Origin of the sequence: Myxococcus sp. SDU36, assembly GCF_030168875.1 — a bacterium.
In the GTDB taxonomy this organism is placed as follows: Bacteria; Myxococcota; Myxococcia; order Myxococcales; family Myxococcaceae; genus Myxococcus; species Myxococcus vastator.
The window spans coordinates 8,658,857-8,677,024 of the sequence record NZ_CP077414.1 but is presented as its reverse complement, the minus strand read 5'-3'; the positions used below and the strand labels follow the sequence as shown (position 1 = coordinate 8,677,024).

The 18,168-nt window shown below is 74.2% G+C and carries 2 protein-coding genes; both read right to left on the bottom strand.

The features are described from left to right. Positions 1-5: 5 nt before the first annotated feature. Positions 6-10,088 (bottom strand): type I polyketide synthase, encoded by a 10,083-nt coding sequence (locus KGD87_RS35340; RefSeq protein WP_284665314.1) that lies wholly within the window; start codon positions 10,086-10,088, stop codon positions 6-8. After that, positions 10,085-18,109: a type I polyketide synthase gene (locus KGD87_RS35335; RefSeq protein WP_284665313.1), complete on the bottom strand. Its 8,025-nt coding sequence runs from the start codon at positions 18,107-18,109 to the stop codon at positions 10,085-10,087. Before KGD87_RS35335 ends, KGD87_RS35340 begins: the two co-directional genes overlap by 4 nt. Between the last annotated feature and the right edge of the window lie 59 nt (positions 18,110-18,168).

Here is an 18,168-nt window from a genome sequence, read left to right as displayed (position 1 = left end):
GTTCCTCAGGAATCCGTTGCCAGGTCCGCGAGCGCCAGCCGGGCCAGCTCCGCGTCGGAGAGCGCGTCGAGGCTCACCTCGAGCTCGCCATCGCCAGGCACCTCACGCGCCACGGCGGGCTTCTTCTCGTCGTTGAACTTCAAGACAGCCTCGATGAGGTGGTCGGCGAGGAAGTCCACGTTGGGGTGGTTCATCGCGACCGTCGAAGGCAGCGACTGCCCCAGCCCGTCCTGCAGGGCGTTGCGCAGCTCGATGGCCATCAGCGAGTCCATGCCCAGGTCCGTGAAGCCCTGGCTCCAGTCGACCCCCGCCACCTCCAGCCGGAGCACGCGCCCCACCGCCTCCTGGAGCCTGCGGACGAGCAGCCCGTGCCGCGCATGTGGCAGCGCGCCCTGGAGCTCCGCCAACCACTGCTTCTTCGGAGTCGGAGCACTCGCGTGCGGCGCCTCCTTCCGCGCGGGCGCCACCGCCGCGTAGAAGGCCGAGCGCCCCAGCCGGCCCAGGCCTTCGATGTACGTCGGCCACCGGATGCTCATGAGGCCCAGTTGCGCCTGACGCTGCCCCAGCGCCTTGCCCAGAAGCTCCAGCCCCTGGGCCGTGGGCAGCGCGCGGATGCCTCGGCGCTCCAGCGCCCTGGCCACCTGCGCGTCCGTGGCCATCCCCACCTCGGCCCACGGGCCCCAGTCGAGCGAGAGCGCCGGCAGGCCCCGGGCACGCCGCAAATGCGCCAGGGCGTCCAGGAAGGCGTTGGCCGCCGCATACCCACCCTGGCCCGGAGAGCCCAGCAGCGCCGCGGCCGACGAGAAGAGCACGAAGTGATCCAGCGGCCGGCCCTCGGTGAGGCGGTGGAGGTTCCACGCACCGGCCACCTTGGGCGTCATCACCCGCTCGAAGCGCTGGAGGTCCTGCTGCACCAGCGCCCCGTCCTCCACGAGGCCCGCCGCGTGGAAGAGTCCTCGCAGCGGCACCGGCCCCGCGTCGATGCGCGCCAGGAGCGCCGCGACGTCCGCCTCACGCGCCACGTCCGTCGAAGCCACGGTGACCGTGGCCCCCGCTTGCTCCAACGCGTGGAGCACCGAGCGGGCCTCCGCCGTGGGCTCGCGTCGTCCCACGAGGACCAGGTGACGCGCGCCGTGCTCCACCAGCCACCGCGCCACCGCCAGGCCGAGCGCCCCCAGTCCGCCGGTAATCAGGTACGCGCCGTCCGCGCGGAAGGCGAGGGCCGCCGCCACCATGCCCTTCGCTCGCTGGAGCTGGGACCGGAGGCGCTTCTCCCCGCGCAAGGCCACCTCCAGGCCCGGCGCCTCCGCGGAGCGCAGCAACTCGGCGAGCAGCGACTCCACGCCGCCCTCTGTGTCCCTGGGGTCCAGGTCGACACGGCCGCAGCGCAGCTCTCCGTGCTCCAGGTCGATGACGCGCCCCAGGCCCCACAGCGAGGACTGCACGGGCGAGGACACCGCCACGCCATCCGCCGGCTGTGCCCCTCGCGTGACGAGCCACAGGGGAGCCGGGCCGCCACTGGCGACGAGCGCCTGCGTCAGGTGCAGCGCTCCCGTCGTGGCCTGAAGCGTCGCCTGCTGAAGGGCCTGCGAGGACTGCGTCTCCTCCACGGACGCGTCGAGCCCCCACAGGTAGACGGCCCCCGCGCACGGGGCTCCGTTCAGGGCCTCGCGCAGCAGTCGGCTGAAGTCGGACGGGCTGCGCGCATCGACGTCGAAGCGCCTGTCGGCCGTAGCCCGGAACGCGGTGCCCGGGCGCACGCGGATGACGGACTCACCGCGCTCCTCCAGTCGCGCGGCGAGCCGCGCCCCAACGCCCTGACCGTCCACCAACAGCAGCCATGGATGCGGCTGCGCGGCGGGCAGCGGCGCGGGCGGCAGGGGCTCCGGCGTCCAGGCCACCTCGTAGACGCGCTCCTCGGACTGCTTGTGCGTGCTGGCCTGGAGGACCTCCCGGCTGGCGCGGCGAGCGTGGAAGCCGAGAATCTCCGCCACCGGGCCGTGCTCGTCGAAGAGCTGAACGTCGCCGCTGAGGACCTCCTCCGTGACGGCGCGCTCGCCCGCCGCGGACTTCGCGTAGCACCACAGCGGCCCTTCCGGGCGCCGGAAGAAGTTGAGCTGCGAGACGCTGAAGGGAATCGCCAGCGCGTCCGCCAGGCTCGTCGCGTCGCTCACCATCCAGTTGGCGAGCATCTGGAAGCACGAGTCGATGAGGCCGGGGTAGAGCGCGTAGTTGTCCGGCGAGTCGGGCAACTCGGGCTGCCGCATCTGACCGAAGGCCTCGTCCTGGCTGCGCTGGAAGGGGCCAATCCAGCGGAAGCTGGGGCCCAGCGTGTAGCCCATGGCGCGGAAGAACGTGTAGAAGTCGTCTCCCGAGCGCGCCTCGGTGCAGCGCGACAGCACGTCCTCGCGCGCGGGCAGCGGCCGAGGCGAGGACACCCGCGACGGGTCCACCCGCAGCTCACCCGTGCCGTGCAGCACCCAGTCACCGGACTCGCCCTGCGTCATCAGCTTGAAGGAGTAGCCCTCCGCGTGCGGCGAGAAGATGAGCTGGAGCGGGCGCAGCTCGTCATCCGCGAGCACCAACGCCTGATGGAACGTGAGGTTCTCCAGCGTGCAGGCGAGCGGACCGAACGTCTCCGCCACCGCCGAGAGGACCATCGACAGGTGTGAGGCCGCGGGCGTGACGACCGTGCCGTAGAGGCGGTGGTCATCGAGGTACGCCGGACGGAACGCCCCCAGCGTCGTGCTGTAGATGATGTCGTCGAACGCGGGCGAGTACAGCCGCGTCCCCAGGTGCGGCTTGAGGTCCTTCGACTCACGCGGCGCGAGCAGCGCCCCCCGGCCCTGGGTGTCGCGGGTCCACCAATAGCGCTGCCGCTGGAAGGGGTACGTGGGCAGGGCCACCGTCCGTCGCGCGTACGGCTTCTCGTACTCCCCCCACGCCACCTCCACTCCCTTCACGTACAGCGCACCCAGCGCCTCCAGCGCCGTCTCCCACTCGCCCCTCCCCTTCCTCAGCGTCGCCACCCACTCCAGCCCCTCCTCCTCCAGCGTCTGCCTCCCCATCCCCACCAGCACCGGCGCGGGCCCCACCTCCACGAATATCCCCACCCCCTCCTTCCTCAACGCCTCCATCCCCTCCGCGAATCTCACCGCCTCCCTCACCTGCGTGCGCCAGTACCTCGCGCTCGCCACCTCCTCACCCGCCCTCTCCCCGCTCACATTCGAAATCAGCACCCGCTTCGGCGCCTCCAACTTCACCTCCCCCACCCTCGCCTCGAAGCCCTCCAACATCGGCTCCATCTGCGGCGAGTGGAAGCCGTGCGACACCTTCAGCTTCTTCGTCTTCACTCCCCTCTGCGCCAGCCTCCTCTCCGCCTCCCTCACCCCCTCCTTCAGCCCCGACACCACCCACTGCTTCGGGCCATTCCTCGCCGCCACCGACACGCTCTCCTCCAGCCCCTTCAGCGCCTCCTCCACCCACTCCCCTGGCCCCTCCACCGCCACCATCTCCCCCTCACCTCCCACCCCCTGCATCAACCGCCCTCTCTCCGCCACCAACCGCAGCGCGTCCTCCATCCCCATCACCCCTGCCACCACCGCCGCCACGTACTCCCCCACGCTGTGCCCCAGCACCGCGTCCGCCTCCACCCCCCAACTCCTCCACATCCTCCACAGCGCGTACTCCACCGAGAACAGCGCCGGCTGCGTGTACCTCGTCTCGTCCAGCTCGCTGCCCCCGGCGAACATCACCTCCAGCAGCGGCTTCTCCAGCACCCCCTCCAGCACCTTCGCGCACGCGTCCAACGCTTCCCTGAAGGCCGGCTGACTCCCGTACAGCTCCTTCCCCATCCCCACGTACTGGCTCCCTTGCCCTGTGAAGAGGAAGGCCACCTTCCGCTTCTCCCTCCCCACCGCGCTCCCCTTCACCACGCCCCCCACCACCTCTCCAGCCGCCGCCCTCTCCAGCTTCTCCTTCAGCTCCTCCGCGCTCCCTCCCACCACCGCCATCCGCTGCTCCAGGTGCGCCCTCCCCACCGCAGCCGTGAAGCACACGTCCCCCACCGACGCTTCTCCCAGCGCTCCCGCGTACCTCCTCGCCTGCTCCTCCAGCGCGCTCGGGCTCCTCGCGGACACCACCAGCACGTGCCTCGAGCGCTCCTGGAGCACGGGCGTCTCACGCGGAGCAGGAGCCTCCTCGATGACGACGTGCGCGTTGGTGCCGCTGAAGCCGAAGGAGCTCACGCCCGCCACGCGCCGCCCCTGCGCCGGCTCCCACGCCGTCAGCTTCGTCGGCACCTCCACCGCCATCCGCTCCCAGCCGATGTGCGGGTTCGGCGTCTTGAAGTGCAGGTGCGGCGGCAACTGCTTGTTCCTCAGCGACAGCACCACCTTCATCACCGCCGCCACTCCCGCCGCTGACTCCAAGTGCCCCACGTTCGTCTTCGCAGAACCCATCCACAGCGACTCTCCGCTCCGCCCCTCCCCTAGCGCGCCCCACATCGCGTCCACCTCTATCGGGTCCCCCAGCGACGTCCCCGTCCCGTGCGCCTCCACGTAGCTCACCTCCCCCGCGCTCACCCCTCCGTTCTCCAGCGCCTGCCGTATCACCGCCTGCTGCGCCATCCCGTTCGGCACCGTCAGTCCGCTGCTCGGCCCGTCGTGGTTCACCGCAGTCCCTCGAATCACCGCCAGCACTTCATTCCCCTCCGCCACCGCCTCCGACAGCCGCTTCAGCACCAGCACGCCGCAGCCCTCGCCGCGGGCGAACCCGTCCGCGGAGGCGTCGAACGTCTTGCACCGGCCCTCGGGCGAGAGCATGTGCGCCTTGCAGATGGACAGCGTGGCCTCGGGCGTGAGGATGAGGTTCACGCCACCCGACAGCGCCAGGGTGGACTCACCGCTGCGCAGGCTCTGGCAGGCCAGGTGCAGCGCGACGAGCGACGACGAGCACGCCGTGTCCACCGCCATGCTCGGCCCATGCAACCCCAGCGCGAATGACAGCCGGCCCGGCGCCACGTTCAGCGACGTGCCCGACGCGAAGTACGCATCCACCGCGGAGGGGTCCTGGTTGAGGATGACGCGCGAGTAGTCCGACGCGGTGATCCCCACGAAGACCCCCGTGTTCGTGTCCCGCAGCGTGTCCGGGTTGATGCCCGAGCGCTCCAGCGCCTCCCAGCCGACCTCCAGCAGCAGCCGCTGCTGGGGGTCCATGCTCTCGGCCTCGCGTGGGGAGATGCCGAAGAACTGCGGCTCGAATCCCGCCACGTCGCGCAGGAAGCCGCCCTTGCGCATGTACACCTTCCCCGGCGCCTCCGGGTCCACGTCGAACAGCGCGTCCACGTCCCAGCGGTCCGCGGGCACCTCCGTGGTGGCGTCCACGCCGTCGCGCAGCAGGCGCCAGTACGCCTCGGGCGAATCCGCGTCCCCAGGGAAGCGGCAGGCCATGCCGATGATGGCAATGGGCTCATCCGCGTGCGCGACGCGCTTCGCCTCGGGGGCCTCGGTCCGAGGCGTCCGCTCCGTCACCAGGCCCACCAGGTACTCCGTGAGGGCCTGGACGTTCGGGTAGTTGAAGACCAGCGTCGCCGACAGCGGCTGTCCCACCACGCGCTGGAGCCGCTCCCTCAACTCCACCGCCATCAGCGAGTCCATGCCCAGGTCCGCGAAGCCACGCCCCGACGGGATGGGCCGCTTCGGGTCCAACCCGAGCACCCCCGCCACCTGCTGGCGCACCGCTGACTCCAGCGCGTCGCGTCCCAGCACGGGCGCGGCGCTCGCCGCCGGAGCCACGGTGGGCGCGGCGGCCTCCGCGCCCATCGCCTCCAGGAACGGCCGGCGACCGCGCGCCTCATAGATGGGCTTGAAGCGCTCCCACCTCACGCGCGCCACCGTGGCCTGCGTGAGGTCCGCGCCGAGCAGCCGCTCGAACCAGGCGACGCCCTCCCCCACCTCCAGGGAGTCCACGCCCATGTTCGCCAGCCATCGCTGCGCGTCGGGCGAGGCCATGCCCCGGCCCGCCCACGGCCCCCAGTTGATGCTCGTCGCCGACAGCCCCAACGCACGCCGGTGCTGCGCGAGCGCGTCCAGGAACGCGTTGCCAGCGGCGTAGTGCCCGGAGCCCACCGAGCCCCACACCGCGGAGATGGACGAGAAGAGGACGAAGAAGTCCAGCGAGGCTTCCCGCGTGAGTTCGTGGAGATGCCATGCCCCCTCCACCTTCGGCGCCAGCACGGCGTCGAGCGCGGAGGCATCCAGCTCCCGCAGCCGCGCGTGCGTGGAGACCCCCGCCGCGTGCACCACACCCTTGAGCGGCGGCATCGTCGTGCGCACCTGCTCCAGCAGCTCCGCCATCTGCTCGCGCCGGGACACGTCCGTGCGCGCGAGGACCACCGTGGCGCCCGCGGCCTCCAGGCCCTTCACCGCCAGGATGCGCGCGGCCACGTCCCCACCGCGAGCCGCGAGGGCGTCCCAATCCGCCCGCTCCGGGAAGGCGCTGCGCGCCGTCAGCACCACATGCCGCGCGCCCTGCCTCACCATCCACCGCGCGACGTGAAGCCCGAGCTCGCCCTGGCCTCCCGTGACGAGGTACGTCGCCGCCGCCTCCAGCGTCGCCGTCCTCGCCGGGGGCAGCGGGCATTGCGCGAGCCGGGGAACGAACCGCCGCCCGCCGCGCAGCGCGAGCTGCTCCTCGCCCTCGCCAGCGCCCCGCGTGAGCACCTCCTCCAGCGCGGCGACCTGCGCGTCCCCGCCCGCCGACTCCAGGTCCACCAGCCCGCCCCAGCGCTCCGGATGCTCCAGCGCCGCCACGCGGCCCAGGCCCCAGAGCAGCGCCTGCGACGGCTCCACCGGGGCCCCGCCCGCCTCCACCGCGCACGCCTCGCGTGTCACCACCCAGAGCCGGCCGGAGAGCGCCTCGGAGGACTCGAGCGCCCGCAGCGCGGAGACCACGCTGATGCAGCGCTCCCGGGCGCTGCTCCGCAGGGCCCCCGGCGACTCCACGCCCGGAACATCCAGACCCCACAGGTGCACCACGCCCGCGCGCGGCAGGCTCTGCGGGAAGCTCTCTCGCCACAGCTTCGCCAGCGCCACGCCGTCGGCCGGGTCCACGGCCAGGGCCCCCGGCACGGACGAAGCGCCCGCGTAGACCTTGACGTGCGGCACACCCCGCTGCTCCAGGCGGGCGGCGAGCGCCTCGCCCACGCCCCCCTGGTCACACAGCAGCATCCACGCCCCCGGAGCCCCCTCACCCGGGCCGCTCGCGGTCGACGCTTCCCAGCGCACCTGGAGCAACGAGGCCGCGTCCAGCGTCGTCGCCGCCACGGCGCCGTCATGCGCGGGGGCGCTTTCCGAGCGCTCCACCGGGAGCCGCGCGGACACGACTGGCCAGTAGCGCTGGCGGCGCCACGGGTAGGTGGGCAGCGCGACCTTGCCGCGCGAAGGCTCCGGGTCCACCGCGCGCCAGTCCACGTCGTACCCCTGGAGGAACAGCCGCCCCAGCGCGCCCAGCGACTGCTCCGCGTCCGGACGCCCCTTGCGCAAGGAGGCAATCCACGCCGCCTGCTCGCCCAGGCACGCCCGGCCCAGGCCCAGCAGCGTGGCGGTGGGGCCCACCTCGACGAACACGTCGATGCCCAGCTCGCGCAGCGACTCCATGCCCTGCTGGAAGCGCACCGGCTCGCGCGCGTGGCGGCGCCAGTACCCCGGCGCGCCCAGCTCCCCTGTCCCCACGGGCCGGCCCGTCACGTTCGACACGAGGGGAATCGCCCCCGGCAGCGGCGTGACGCGGGCGGCCTGGGCCTCCAGCGCGTCGAGCATCGGCTCCATCAGCGGCGAGTGGAACGCGTGCGAGACGACGAGCGCCTTGGTGCGCACGCCCTGCGCCTGAAGCTCCGCGTCGAGCCGCGCGAGCACCGCGCCCGCGCCGGACAGAACCACCTGGCCGGGCGCGTTGAGGCAGGCCAGCGACACCTGGTCCAGGTGCGGCTCCAGCAACGGCCGCACCTGGGCCTCCGTCGCGAAGACGCTGAGCATCGCACCGCCCGGGGGCAGCGCCTGCATCAGGCGGCCCCGCTCGGTGATGAGCGCCAGGCCGTCCTCCAGCGACAGGTGGCCGGCGACGACGGCCGCGGCGAACTCGCCCACGCTGTGGCCCATCACCGCGTGCGGCACCACGCCCCAGCCCTTCCACACCTGCGCCAGCGCGTACTCCAGCGCGAACAGCGCCGGCTGGCTGTACTCCGTCTGGTCGATGGGGGAGTGCGCCCCCTCGGCCGGGAAGAGCACGGGCAGCAGCTCCATCCGGGGCCGCAGCAGCCGCGCGCACTGGTCCAGCGCGTCACGGAACACCGGCGAGGCCGCGTACAGCTCCCGGCCCATGCCCACGTACTGGCTGCCCTGCCCCGTGAAGAGGAAGGCGACCCGCGGAGCCCGAGGCGCCGCCTCGCCCGCGGCCACCGCGTCCGAGAGCTCGCCCCGGGCGAAGCCTCGCAGCGCCTCGGCCAGCGCCTGCGTCGATTCGCCCACCACCACACTCCGGTGGTTGAAGCGCGCGCGCGTGGTGTTCGCGGTGAAGCACACGTCCGCCGCGTCCAGCTCCGGGTGCGCGGACAGGTGGCTCGCGTACTGGCGCGCCTGCTCCACCAGCGCGTCCTCCGACTTCGCCGTCAAGAGCAGCAGGTGCGAGGCCGGGCGGCTCGGGGCCACCGAGGGCACCGCGCGCGCGGGGGCCTCCTCCAGCACGATGTGCGCGTTCGTCCCGCTCATGCCGAACGAGCTGACGCCCGCGAGCCTCCGCTTCTCCGAGCGGGCCCACGGCAGCGCGCCCTCCGCCGGGATGACGAAGGCCGTGCCCTCCATGCGGATGCGCGGGTTGAGCCGGGTGAAGTTCAGGTGCCTGGGGATGCGCTCGTGTCGCATCGAGAGGACGACCTTCATCAGCCCCGCGATGCCGGCCGCGGACTCCAGGTGGCCCAGGTTCGTCTTCACCGACGCCAGCGCGCACCGGCTGCCGTCCGCCCTTGGCGCGCCCACCACGTCGGCCAGGGCCTCCACCTCGATGGGGTCACCCAGCGACGTGCCCGTGCCGTGCGCTTCGATGTAACCGATGGCGGAGGGCTCCACCCGCGCGTTCGCCAGCGCCTGACGCAGGAGCGCCTGCTGCGCGAGCACGTTGGGCGCCGTCAGCCCCGTCGAGCGGCCGTCCTGGTTGATGGCCGAGCCTCGCACCACCGCCAGGATGGTGTCCCCTTGCGCCTGCGCGTCCGACAGGCGCTTGAGCACGATGACGCCGCAGCCCTCCCCGCGCACGAAGCCGTTGGCCCACGCGTCGAAGGTGCTGCACCGCCCATTGGGTGACAGCGACTGGGTGCGCTCAATCATCTCCGTGCTCAGCGAGTCCAGGATGAGGTTCACCCCGCCCGCGAGCGCCAGGTTGCACTCCCCCAGCCGCAGGCTCTGGCAGGCCAGGTGCACCGCGACGAGCGACGACGAGCACGCCGTGTCCACCGCGAGGCTCGGGCCCTGGAGGCCCAGCACGTAGGAGACGCGCCCGGGCGGAAAGCAGTGGCCGTTGCCGGTGATGTAGTAGGCGTCGAGCTGGTCCGCCCCCATGGGCAGCACGCGCTCGTAGTCGTTGCCGGTGATGCCCACGAAGACGCCGGTGGACGAGCCCAGGAGCTTCTCCGGGTTCTGCCCCGCGTCCTCCAGCGCCTCCCAGCTCACCTCCAGCAGCAGCCGCTGCTGCGGGTCCAGGCTGGCCGCCTCGCGCGGGGAGATGCCGAAGAAGTCCGCGTCGAAGCCGTCCACCTCCTCCAGGTAGCCACCCCAGCGAGGCGCGCCCGCCTCCGGCCCCTGGCGGCGCGACGCCGGCTCGCGGCGCACGGCGTCCCGCCCCTCCTCCAGCAGCGTCCAGTATGCCTCGGGCGAGTCCGCCCCGCCCGGGAAGCGGCACCCCATGCCGACGATGGCGATGGGCTCGGTGCGCGCCTTCTCGAGCGTGTCGAGCTTCGCCTGCACCTTCTGCATCGCGAGCACGGCGCGCGCCATGCGCTGCTTCAGTTCATTCTCATGGGTCGCGTCACTCACGATTCGTTCTCCAGCGCGGTCAGCGCATCGTCGAAGAGGTCCAGCAGGCGCTCATCCGAGAGGGCCGCCAGCTCCGCGGCGGACTCCTCGGCCGCGCGCGCCTGGCCCTCCGTCGACGGTGAAGGGGTTGCGGGCTCGCGCACCGGCGCGAGCTCCAGTCTTTCGAGCAGGTGGGCGCTCAAGGCGCCCAGCGTGGAGTGCGTCCACAAGAGCGTCGCGGAGAGCGTCAGCCCCAGGGACGCCTCGACGCGGTTGCGCAGCTCCAGGCTCATCAGCGAGTCGAGCCCCAGGGCCCGGAACGGGTCCGCCCGTCCCACGCGCGAGGGCTCCAGCCGGAGCACCTGGGCGATTCGCTCGCGCAGGTGCGCCTCCAGCAGCTCCAGGCGCGCGCCCGGCTCCGCCAGCCTCAGCGCGGCCAGGAAGTCCGAGCCGGGGCGGGCCACCTCGCCCCGTCCCTCCGCGCTCAGCTCGGACCAGACGCGCAGGGGCGCCACGGACGGGAAGAACTCCAGCCACTGGCGCACGTCCAGGCGCACCGCGGCGGCCTGCGTGGCGCCCTCGTCGAGCAGCCGCTGGAGCAGCGCCTCGCCCTCGCGCGCCGTGAAGCTCGCCATGCCCTGGTACGCCAGGCGCTCGCCCCGGTTGGCCTGCGCGGCGGCCAGGCCCACGTCCGCGAACGGGCCCCAGTTGACGCTCAGGGCCGGCAGGCCCACCGCGCGCCGGTGGTGCGCCAGCGCGTCCATCGCCGCGTTCGCCGCCGCGTAGTTGCCCTGGCCCGGCAGCCCCAGCAGCGACGCCACCGACGAGTAGAGGACGAAGAAGTCCAGGGGCTCGTCGCGCGTGAGCTGGTGCAGGTTCCAGGCGCCACGCACCTTGGGCGCCATCACCGTGCGCAGGTGCGACGTCGTCAGCCGCGCCAGGGTGGCGTCCTCCAGCACGCCCGCGCAGTGCAGCACGCCGCGAAGGGGCGGCAGCGCCCCGCTCCGCGTCGGCGCCAGCGCGGCCCCCAGTTGCTCCGCGTCCGAGACATCCGCCCGGGCCACCTCCACCCGCGCGCCCCGCGCCTCCAGTTCCGCCAGCATCCGGCGCGCGGCGTCGGACGGCGCGGAGCGGCCCATCAGCAGCAGGTGACGCGCGCCGTGCTCCACCAGCCACTGCGCCGCCGACAGGCCCAGGCCGCCCAGACCGCCCGTCACCAGGTACGTCCCGTCCGCGCGCACCCGGAAGCCCGCGCGCGCGGGGGCCACCGTCAGCGCCGGGTCCTCCATGCCGATGACGAGCTTGCCGGTGTGCCGCCCCTGCGCCATCTCGCGGAAGGCCTCCGCCACGCGCGAGGCGGGGAAGCGCTGGTACGGCAGGGGCCGCAGCGCGCCGGACTCCATCTGCTCCATCACCTCCTGGAGCAGCCGCGCGAACAGCACCGGCTTGCGCTCCTGGAGGCCCGCCAAATCGATGGCCGTGTACGAGATGCTCTTGCGGAACGGCGTGAGCTCCAGCGCCCGGCCGTCGTAGATGTCGCGCTTGCCGACCTCCAGGAAGCGGCCATCCGGCCCGAGCAGCTCCAGGCCGCGGGGGATGGCCTCCCCCGAGAGCGAGTTGAGGACCACGTCCACGCCCTCGCCGTTCGTCAGCCGCTTCACCTCGTCGGCGAAGGCCAGCGTGCGCGAGTCCATGACGTGCGCGATGCCCAGGCCGCGCAGGAACTCACGCTTCTCGGGCGTGCCCGCGGTGGCGAAGATTTCGGCGCCCCGGGCCTGGGCCACCTGCACCGCCGCCAGCCCCAGTCCTCCGGCCGCCGAGTGGATGAGGATGCGCTCCCCCTGACGCAGCCGGCCCAGGTGCTCGAGCGCGTACCACGCCGTCATGAAGACGAGCGGCACGGTGGCGACCTCCTCGGCGCTCAGGCGCTCGGGGCATGGACGCACGAAGCGCGCGTCCGCGATGACGTGCGAGGCCAGGCTGCTCCCGGCGACCGCCACCACGCGTTGCCCCGGCGCGAGGCCCGTGACGCCCTCGCCCACGGACACCACGCGGCCGGCGCACTCGCCGCCCAGCGAGACGGGCCCCGGTGGCAGCCCCGGGTAGATGCCCATCGCCTTCATCACGTCGATGAAGTTGAGGGCCGCCGCCTCCACCTGGACCTCCACCTCGCCGCGCCCCGGACGCCGCCGCTCGGCCACCCGCGCCACCAGCCGGTCCAGCACGCCGGGCGTGGGAATCTCCACCCGGAAGGCGCGCCCCGCCGCCGGGAGCCTCGGCTCCACGGACTCGCGCGAGGACTCCACCGGGAGGCGCCGCGCCAGCCGCGCCGCGTGCCGCCCCCGCGCGCGCAGGGCCACCTGCTCATCCTTCGCGCCACAGAGCAGCTCGGACGCCAGCGCCGGGGCCACCGCCTCCGGCGCCAGCTCCTCCACGTCCACGCAGGTGCACCGCAGCTCCGGATGCTCGTGCGACACCACGCGGCCCAGGCCCCACAGCGCGCCCTGCACCGCGCACACCCGGCGCTCCTCGCCCACGGCCTGCGCGCCCCGCGTCACCAGCCACAGCCGGGGCGCGGCGCGCCAGGCCGCCCGCGTCAACTCCTGCACCAGGTGCAGCGCGCCGCCGCACCACCGCTCGGCCTCGTCGCTGGCGCGCGCCCCGGCCACCTCCACCTCGGCGGACTCCAGCGCCCACAGGTACACCACGCCGCCACAGGGCGCTCCGTCCGGGAACGCCTCCGCCAGCAGCCGCTGGAAGTGCTCACGCGAGCCCGGCGCCACCTCGAAGTGCCCGGGCCCCAGCGCGCGGAAGCCCGTCCCCACGTCCACCCGCACGCACGTCTCGCCTCGCGCCTCCAGTTGGCGCGCGAGCGCGGCGCCGTGGCCCTGTCCATCCATCAGCACGAGCCAGGGCGCCCCCGCAGAGGTAGACGTCGCGGTCGCCTCCACGCGGTGCCACGCCAGCTCGAAGAGCGCCTGGTCCTGGGCCACCCGCCGCGCGTCGCGCTGTCCCGCGAGCGGCGCCAGCACCAGGCCCCTCACCTCGGCCACGGGCAGCCCCTCCTCGTCGAGGAGCCACACGTCCGCCTCCAGGAGGGGCTCACCGGCGACGGGCTCCGCCACGCGCGCGTGGGCCCAGCGCACGGGCGTGTTCGCGCGCGACACCGTGAAGCGGCGCACCCGCACCGGGACGTGGGTGCCGCCGCCCGCGGGCAGCGCCTCCAGGAGCACCTGAAGCCCCGCGTCGAGCATCGCCGGGTGCAGCCCCCGCACGGCGCCCAGGGCCTCGGGCACCTCCAGCCGCCCCAGCGCCTCCCCATCCCGCCGCCACACCTCGCGCAGCCCCTGGAACGTCGGCCCATAGCCCAGGCCGCGCGCCGCCATCTCCTCGTAGTGCGCCGCCCCGTCGCGCGACGGGGCGCACCGCCGCCGCACCTCGTCCAGCGGCACCGCCGTCGCCTCGCCCCCAGCGCCCAGCGGCCGCACGGCCCCGGACGCATGCGCCGTCCAGACCTCGGCGCCCGCGCCCGACACGGGCACGAAGCTCGACACCTTGAACGACGCGCCCCCGGCCGGCTCGGACATCAGCACCAGTTGGGTCGGCCGCGAGCCCTCCTCGGGCAGCGCCAGCGCCTCGTCGATGCGCACGTCCTCCAGGGCCCACGGGCCGTCGCCCAGGCCCTCGCGCGCCGCGGCCAGCGCCCAGTCCAGGTACGCCGCCGCCGGGAGCACCACCGCGCCCTGCACGCGGTGGTCCTTCAGGTAGGGCAGCCGCTCCACCGCCACGTCCACGTCCCAGAAGCGCGCCCCCGGCCGCAGCGAGGACCGGCGCGACACGCCGAGCACCGGGTGCCCCTGCCCCGCGCCCCGGGAGGCGCCCGCCGCGCCCGGCTGGAACCAGTACCGGTCCCGCTGCCAGGGGTACGTCGGCAGCGCCACCTGGCGCCCTTCTTCTGGCGTCACCGCGCGCCAGGCCACCGCGCGGCCCTCGGTGTAGAGCCGCCCGAGCGACTCCAGCATCACCTCGCGCTCGGGCTGCTCGCGCCGCAGCGAAGGCAGCACCGTGCCCGCCTGGCCCAGGTGCGCGAGCGTCTGCTCGATGGAGGGCAGCAGCACCGGGTGCGCGCTCACCTCCACGAACAGCCCGTGCCCCGCGCCCACCAGGGACTCCATCACCGGCGACAGCAGCACCGGGTCCCGCAGGTTGCGCACCCAGTACGCGGGCGTCAGCTCCGTCCCCTCCGCCACGCGGCCCAGCACCGTCGAGTGCAGCGGCACCTCGCCCGCTCGCGGCGCGAGGCCGTCGAGCAGCGCGAGCAGCTCCTCGCGCAGCGGCTCCATCTGCGGGCTGTGCGAGGCCACGTTGACCTTCACGGGCCGGCAGAAGACCTGCCGCTGCGCCAGCGTCTCCAGCACCTGCTGGAGCGCGTGGGGGTCTCCGGAGAGCACCGTGGAGCGCGGGCTGTTGCTCGCGGCCACCGAGAGCCGGTCCTCCACGCCGCGCAGCACCTCGCGCGCCTCGTCGAGCGTCAGCTCCGTCACCGCCATGGCGCCCTGCCCGCTGGTGCGAAGGAGCAGCCGGCTCCGACGGCAGATGATGCGCGCCGCGTCCTCCAGCGACAGGGCCCCGGCCACGTGCGCCGCGGCCACCTCGCCCATGCTGTGGCCCACCACCGCGTCCGGGACGATGCCCCAGGAGCGCCACAGCCGCGCCAGCCCCACCTGCATCGCGAAGAGCGCCGGCTGCACCACGTCGATGCGCTCCAGCCAGCCCGCCTCGCTCGAAGCCAGCACCTCCAGCAGCGACCAGTCCACGAAGGTCCGCAGCGCCGCGTCGCAGTCCTCCATCGCGGCGCGGAAGGCGGGCTCGGCCGACAGCAGCTCGCGCCCCATGCCCACCCACTGGGAGCCCTGGCCAGGGAACACGAACACCACCGGCGTGCGCGAGGGCACGGGCCCCCGCCCCACGACGAGCCCCGGACGCGGCGCCTGGCGGAGGAAGGCCTCCAGCCCCTCGCGCGCGCCCGCCACGTCCTTCGCGACGAGCGCCAGGCGCTGATCCAACGGCGCCCGGTGCAGCGCCAGCGTGCGCGCCACGTCGGCCAGCGACGGCGCGGGCGACTCGTCCCAGCGCGCCACCAGCGCGCGCGCCAGGTCCGACAGCGCCTGGGGCGTCCTCGCGGACAGCGGCAGGAGCGCCGCCCGTTCCACCGGCTTCGCGCCGACCCCGCGCGCCGGCACGCCCCAGGCGAACAGCGCGCCCAGCGCATCCAGCAGCCCACCGCGCGCGTCGTCGCGCCGAATGGACGCCACCGTCAGCGCCGCCCGCCCCGTCCGGGCCAGGGCCTGCTCCAGCGAGCGGCGCATCACCGGGTGCGCGCTCAGCTCGATGAACGTGTCGATGCCCTCCGCCGCGAGCTTCTCGATGGCCTGCGAGAAGCGCACCGGCTGGCGCAGGTTGCGGCTCCAATACGACGCCTCCAGCGACGCCCCCTCCAGGTCCTCGCCCGTCACGGTGGACACCCAGCGCGGGGCGCCCGCCCGGGGCCGCAGCCGCGCGAAGGCCGCGTCCAGGTCCTCGCGGATGGCATCCATCTCGGGGCTGTGCGCGGCCACGTTGACGGGGATGCGCGAGCAGAACACCCCGCGCGAGGACAGCTCCGCGAGCAGCGCATCCAGCGCCCCCGCCTCGCCGGACACCACCGTCGTCGACGGGGCGTTGTAGCCCGCTACCACCACCCGCCCCTCCAGGGGCGACAGCAGCCCCTCCACGTCGACGGCCGGCAGCCCCACCAGCGCCATGCCGCCGCGGCCCGCGGTGCGCTGCTGCAGCCGGCTGTAGTGGTGGACCAGCCAGACGGAGTCCTCCGTGCTCAGCGCGCCGGTGACGCAGGCGGCCACCACCTCGCCCAGGCTGTGGCCCACCACCACCTCCGGCTCCACGGCCCACGAGCGCCACAGCGCCGCGAGCCCCACCTGCACCGCGAAGAGCAGCGGCTGCACCACGTCCGCGTCCTCGGCGCGCGGGTGCGGCGTCACCAGCGCCTCCACCAGCGACCAGCCCGCCAGGGGCCGGAACGCCGCGTCCAGCGCCTCCACCCGCGCGCGGAATACGGGCTCGCGCGACAGCAGCTCACGCCCCATGCCCTCCCACTGGGAGCCCTGGGGCGTGCACACGAAGGCGACGCGCGGCGAGGGGCGCGCCGGGCTCCCCACCATCAGCCCGACGCGCGCCTGTCCCGCCAGGAAGGCCCGCGCCTGCTCCAGCAGCTCGGCGCGAGTGCGAGCCATGAAGGCCCCGCGGTGCGCGCCGGTGCCCCCGTTTCCCGCCGGCGACTGGCACAGCGCCGCCAGCGTCTCAAGGGACGCCGCGTCGGTGGCCCGCGCCGCCACCTCCTCCACCTGGGCGCGCAGCCCCTCCGCGTCCGACGCCGCCAGCATCAGCAGCTCCGCGCGCGTGCCCGGCGCCTCCTCCAGCACCAGGTGGCAGTTGGTGCCTCCCCAGCCGAAGGCGCTCACCCCCGCCAGCGCCCGCTCCTCCTCGGCGGGCCAGGGCAGCAGCCGCTCGGGGACCTTCAGCCGCAGCGCGCCGAAGTCGATGAGCGGATTGGGCACGTCGAAGTGGAGGTTGGGCGGCACGCGCCGGCGCGACAGCGCCAGCACCACCTTGAGCAGCCCGGCGATGCCCGCCGCGCCCTCCAGGTGGCCGATGTTCGTCTTCACCGAGCCGATGAGCAGCGCGCCCGCCTCGGCGCGCCCCTGGCCCAGCACCGCGCCGAGCGCGCCCGCCTCGATGGGGTCTCCCAGGGCCGTGCCGGGGCCGTGCGTCTCCACGTAGTGCACGCGGCCCGGCGCCACCCCCGCCCGCGCGTACGCGTCACGCAGCAGCGACTCCTGCGCGGACGCGCTGGGCGCCGTCAGCCCGTTGCCGAAGCCGTTGTTGTTCACCGCGCCGCCGCGGATGACGCAGTAGATGGGCACGCCGGCCGCCTGCGCCGCCGACAGCGGCATCAACGCCACCATGCCCGCGCCCTCGCCGCGCGCGAAGCCGTTGGCGCCCGCGGCGAACGCCTTGCTCGCCCCGTCCGGCGACAGCCCCCCGAACTTGGTGAGCGCCACGCTCGTCTCCGGCGCCAGCAGCAGGTTGACGCCCCCCACCAGCGCCAGCCGGCACTCGCCCGCCCTCAGGCTCTGACAGGCCAGGTGCGCGGCCACCAGCGACGAGGAGCACGCCGTGTCCAGGGTGATGCTGGGCCCGCGCAGTCCCAGCGCATAGGAGATGCGGTTGGCCAGGATGTTGAGCGCCTGCCCCGTCGCCGTGTGCGGCGTGACGGCCGCGCACGCGCCCTGGTGCAGCACCGCGTAGTCATGCCAGATGGCGCCCACGAAGACGCCCGTGTCCGAGTCCCGCAGCGTCGGGGCTTGCACGCCCGCGTCCTCCAGCACCTCCCACGCCAGCTCCAGCATCAGCCGCTGCTGCGGGTCCATCTCCGCCGCCTCGCGCGGGGAGATGCCGAAGAAGAGCGGGTCGAACCCCTCCACGCCATCCACGAAGGACGCGCGGCGGGCCACCATCTTCCCCGGCGCCTGGGGCTCGGCGTCGTGGTACGCGTCGATGTCCCAGCGCTCCGCCGGCACCTCGCGCATGGCGTCGTACCCCTCGCACAGGCGGCGCCAGAAGGTGGCCACGTCCGGCGCGCCCGGCATGCGGCAGGCCAGGCCCACCACCGCGATGGGCTCATCCACGGGGCGCGCGCCCTCCGTCGCCGCCGCGGGCGGGGACTCCGCGTCCCCACGGACGAGCGCGGACGCCAGCGCGTGAACCGAGGCGTGCCGCCAGAACAGCAGCGGCGACACGGGGCGCCCCAGCGCTCCGCCCAGCTCCTTCATCAGCGCCACGACCTTCACGGAGTCCAGCCCGTAGCGGCTGAGCCGCTCCTGGGGGTCCAGCGCCTGGCCCTCCAGGCCCAGCAGCGCGGTGATGCGCGCGACGAGCCACGCCTGGATGGACTGCTCCGACATCGACGTCTCAGCCGTCATCTCCACGCCTCTCCCAGCCCCCCAGGGGCCATGAACCTTCACGACGGGCCGCTCACCGG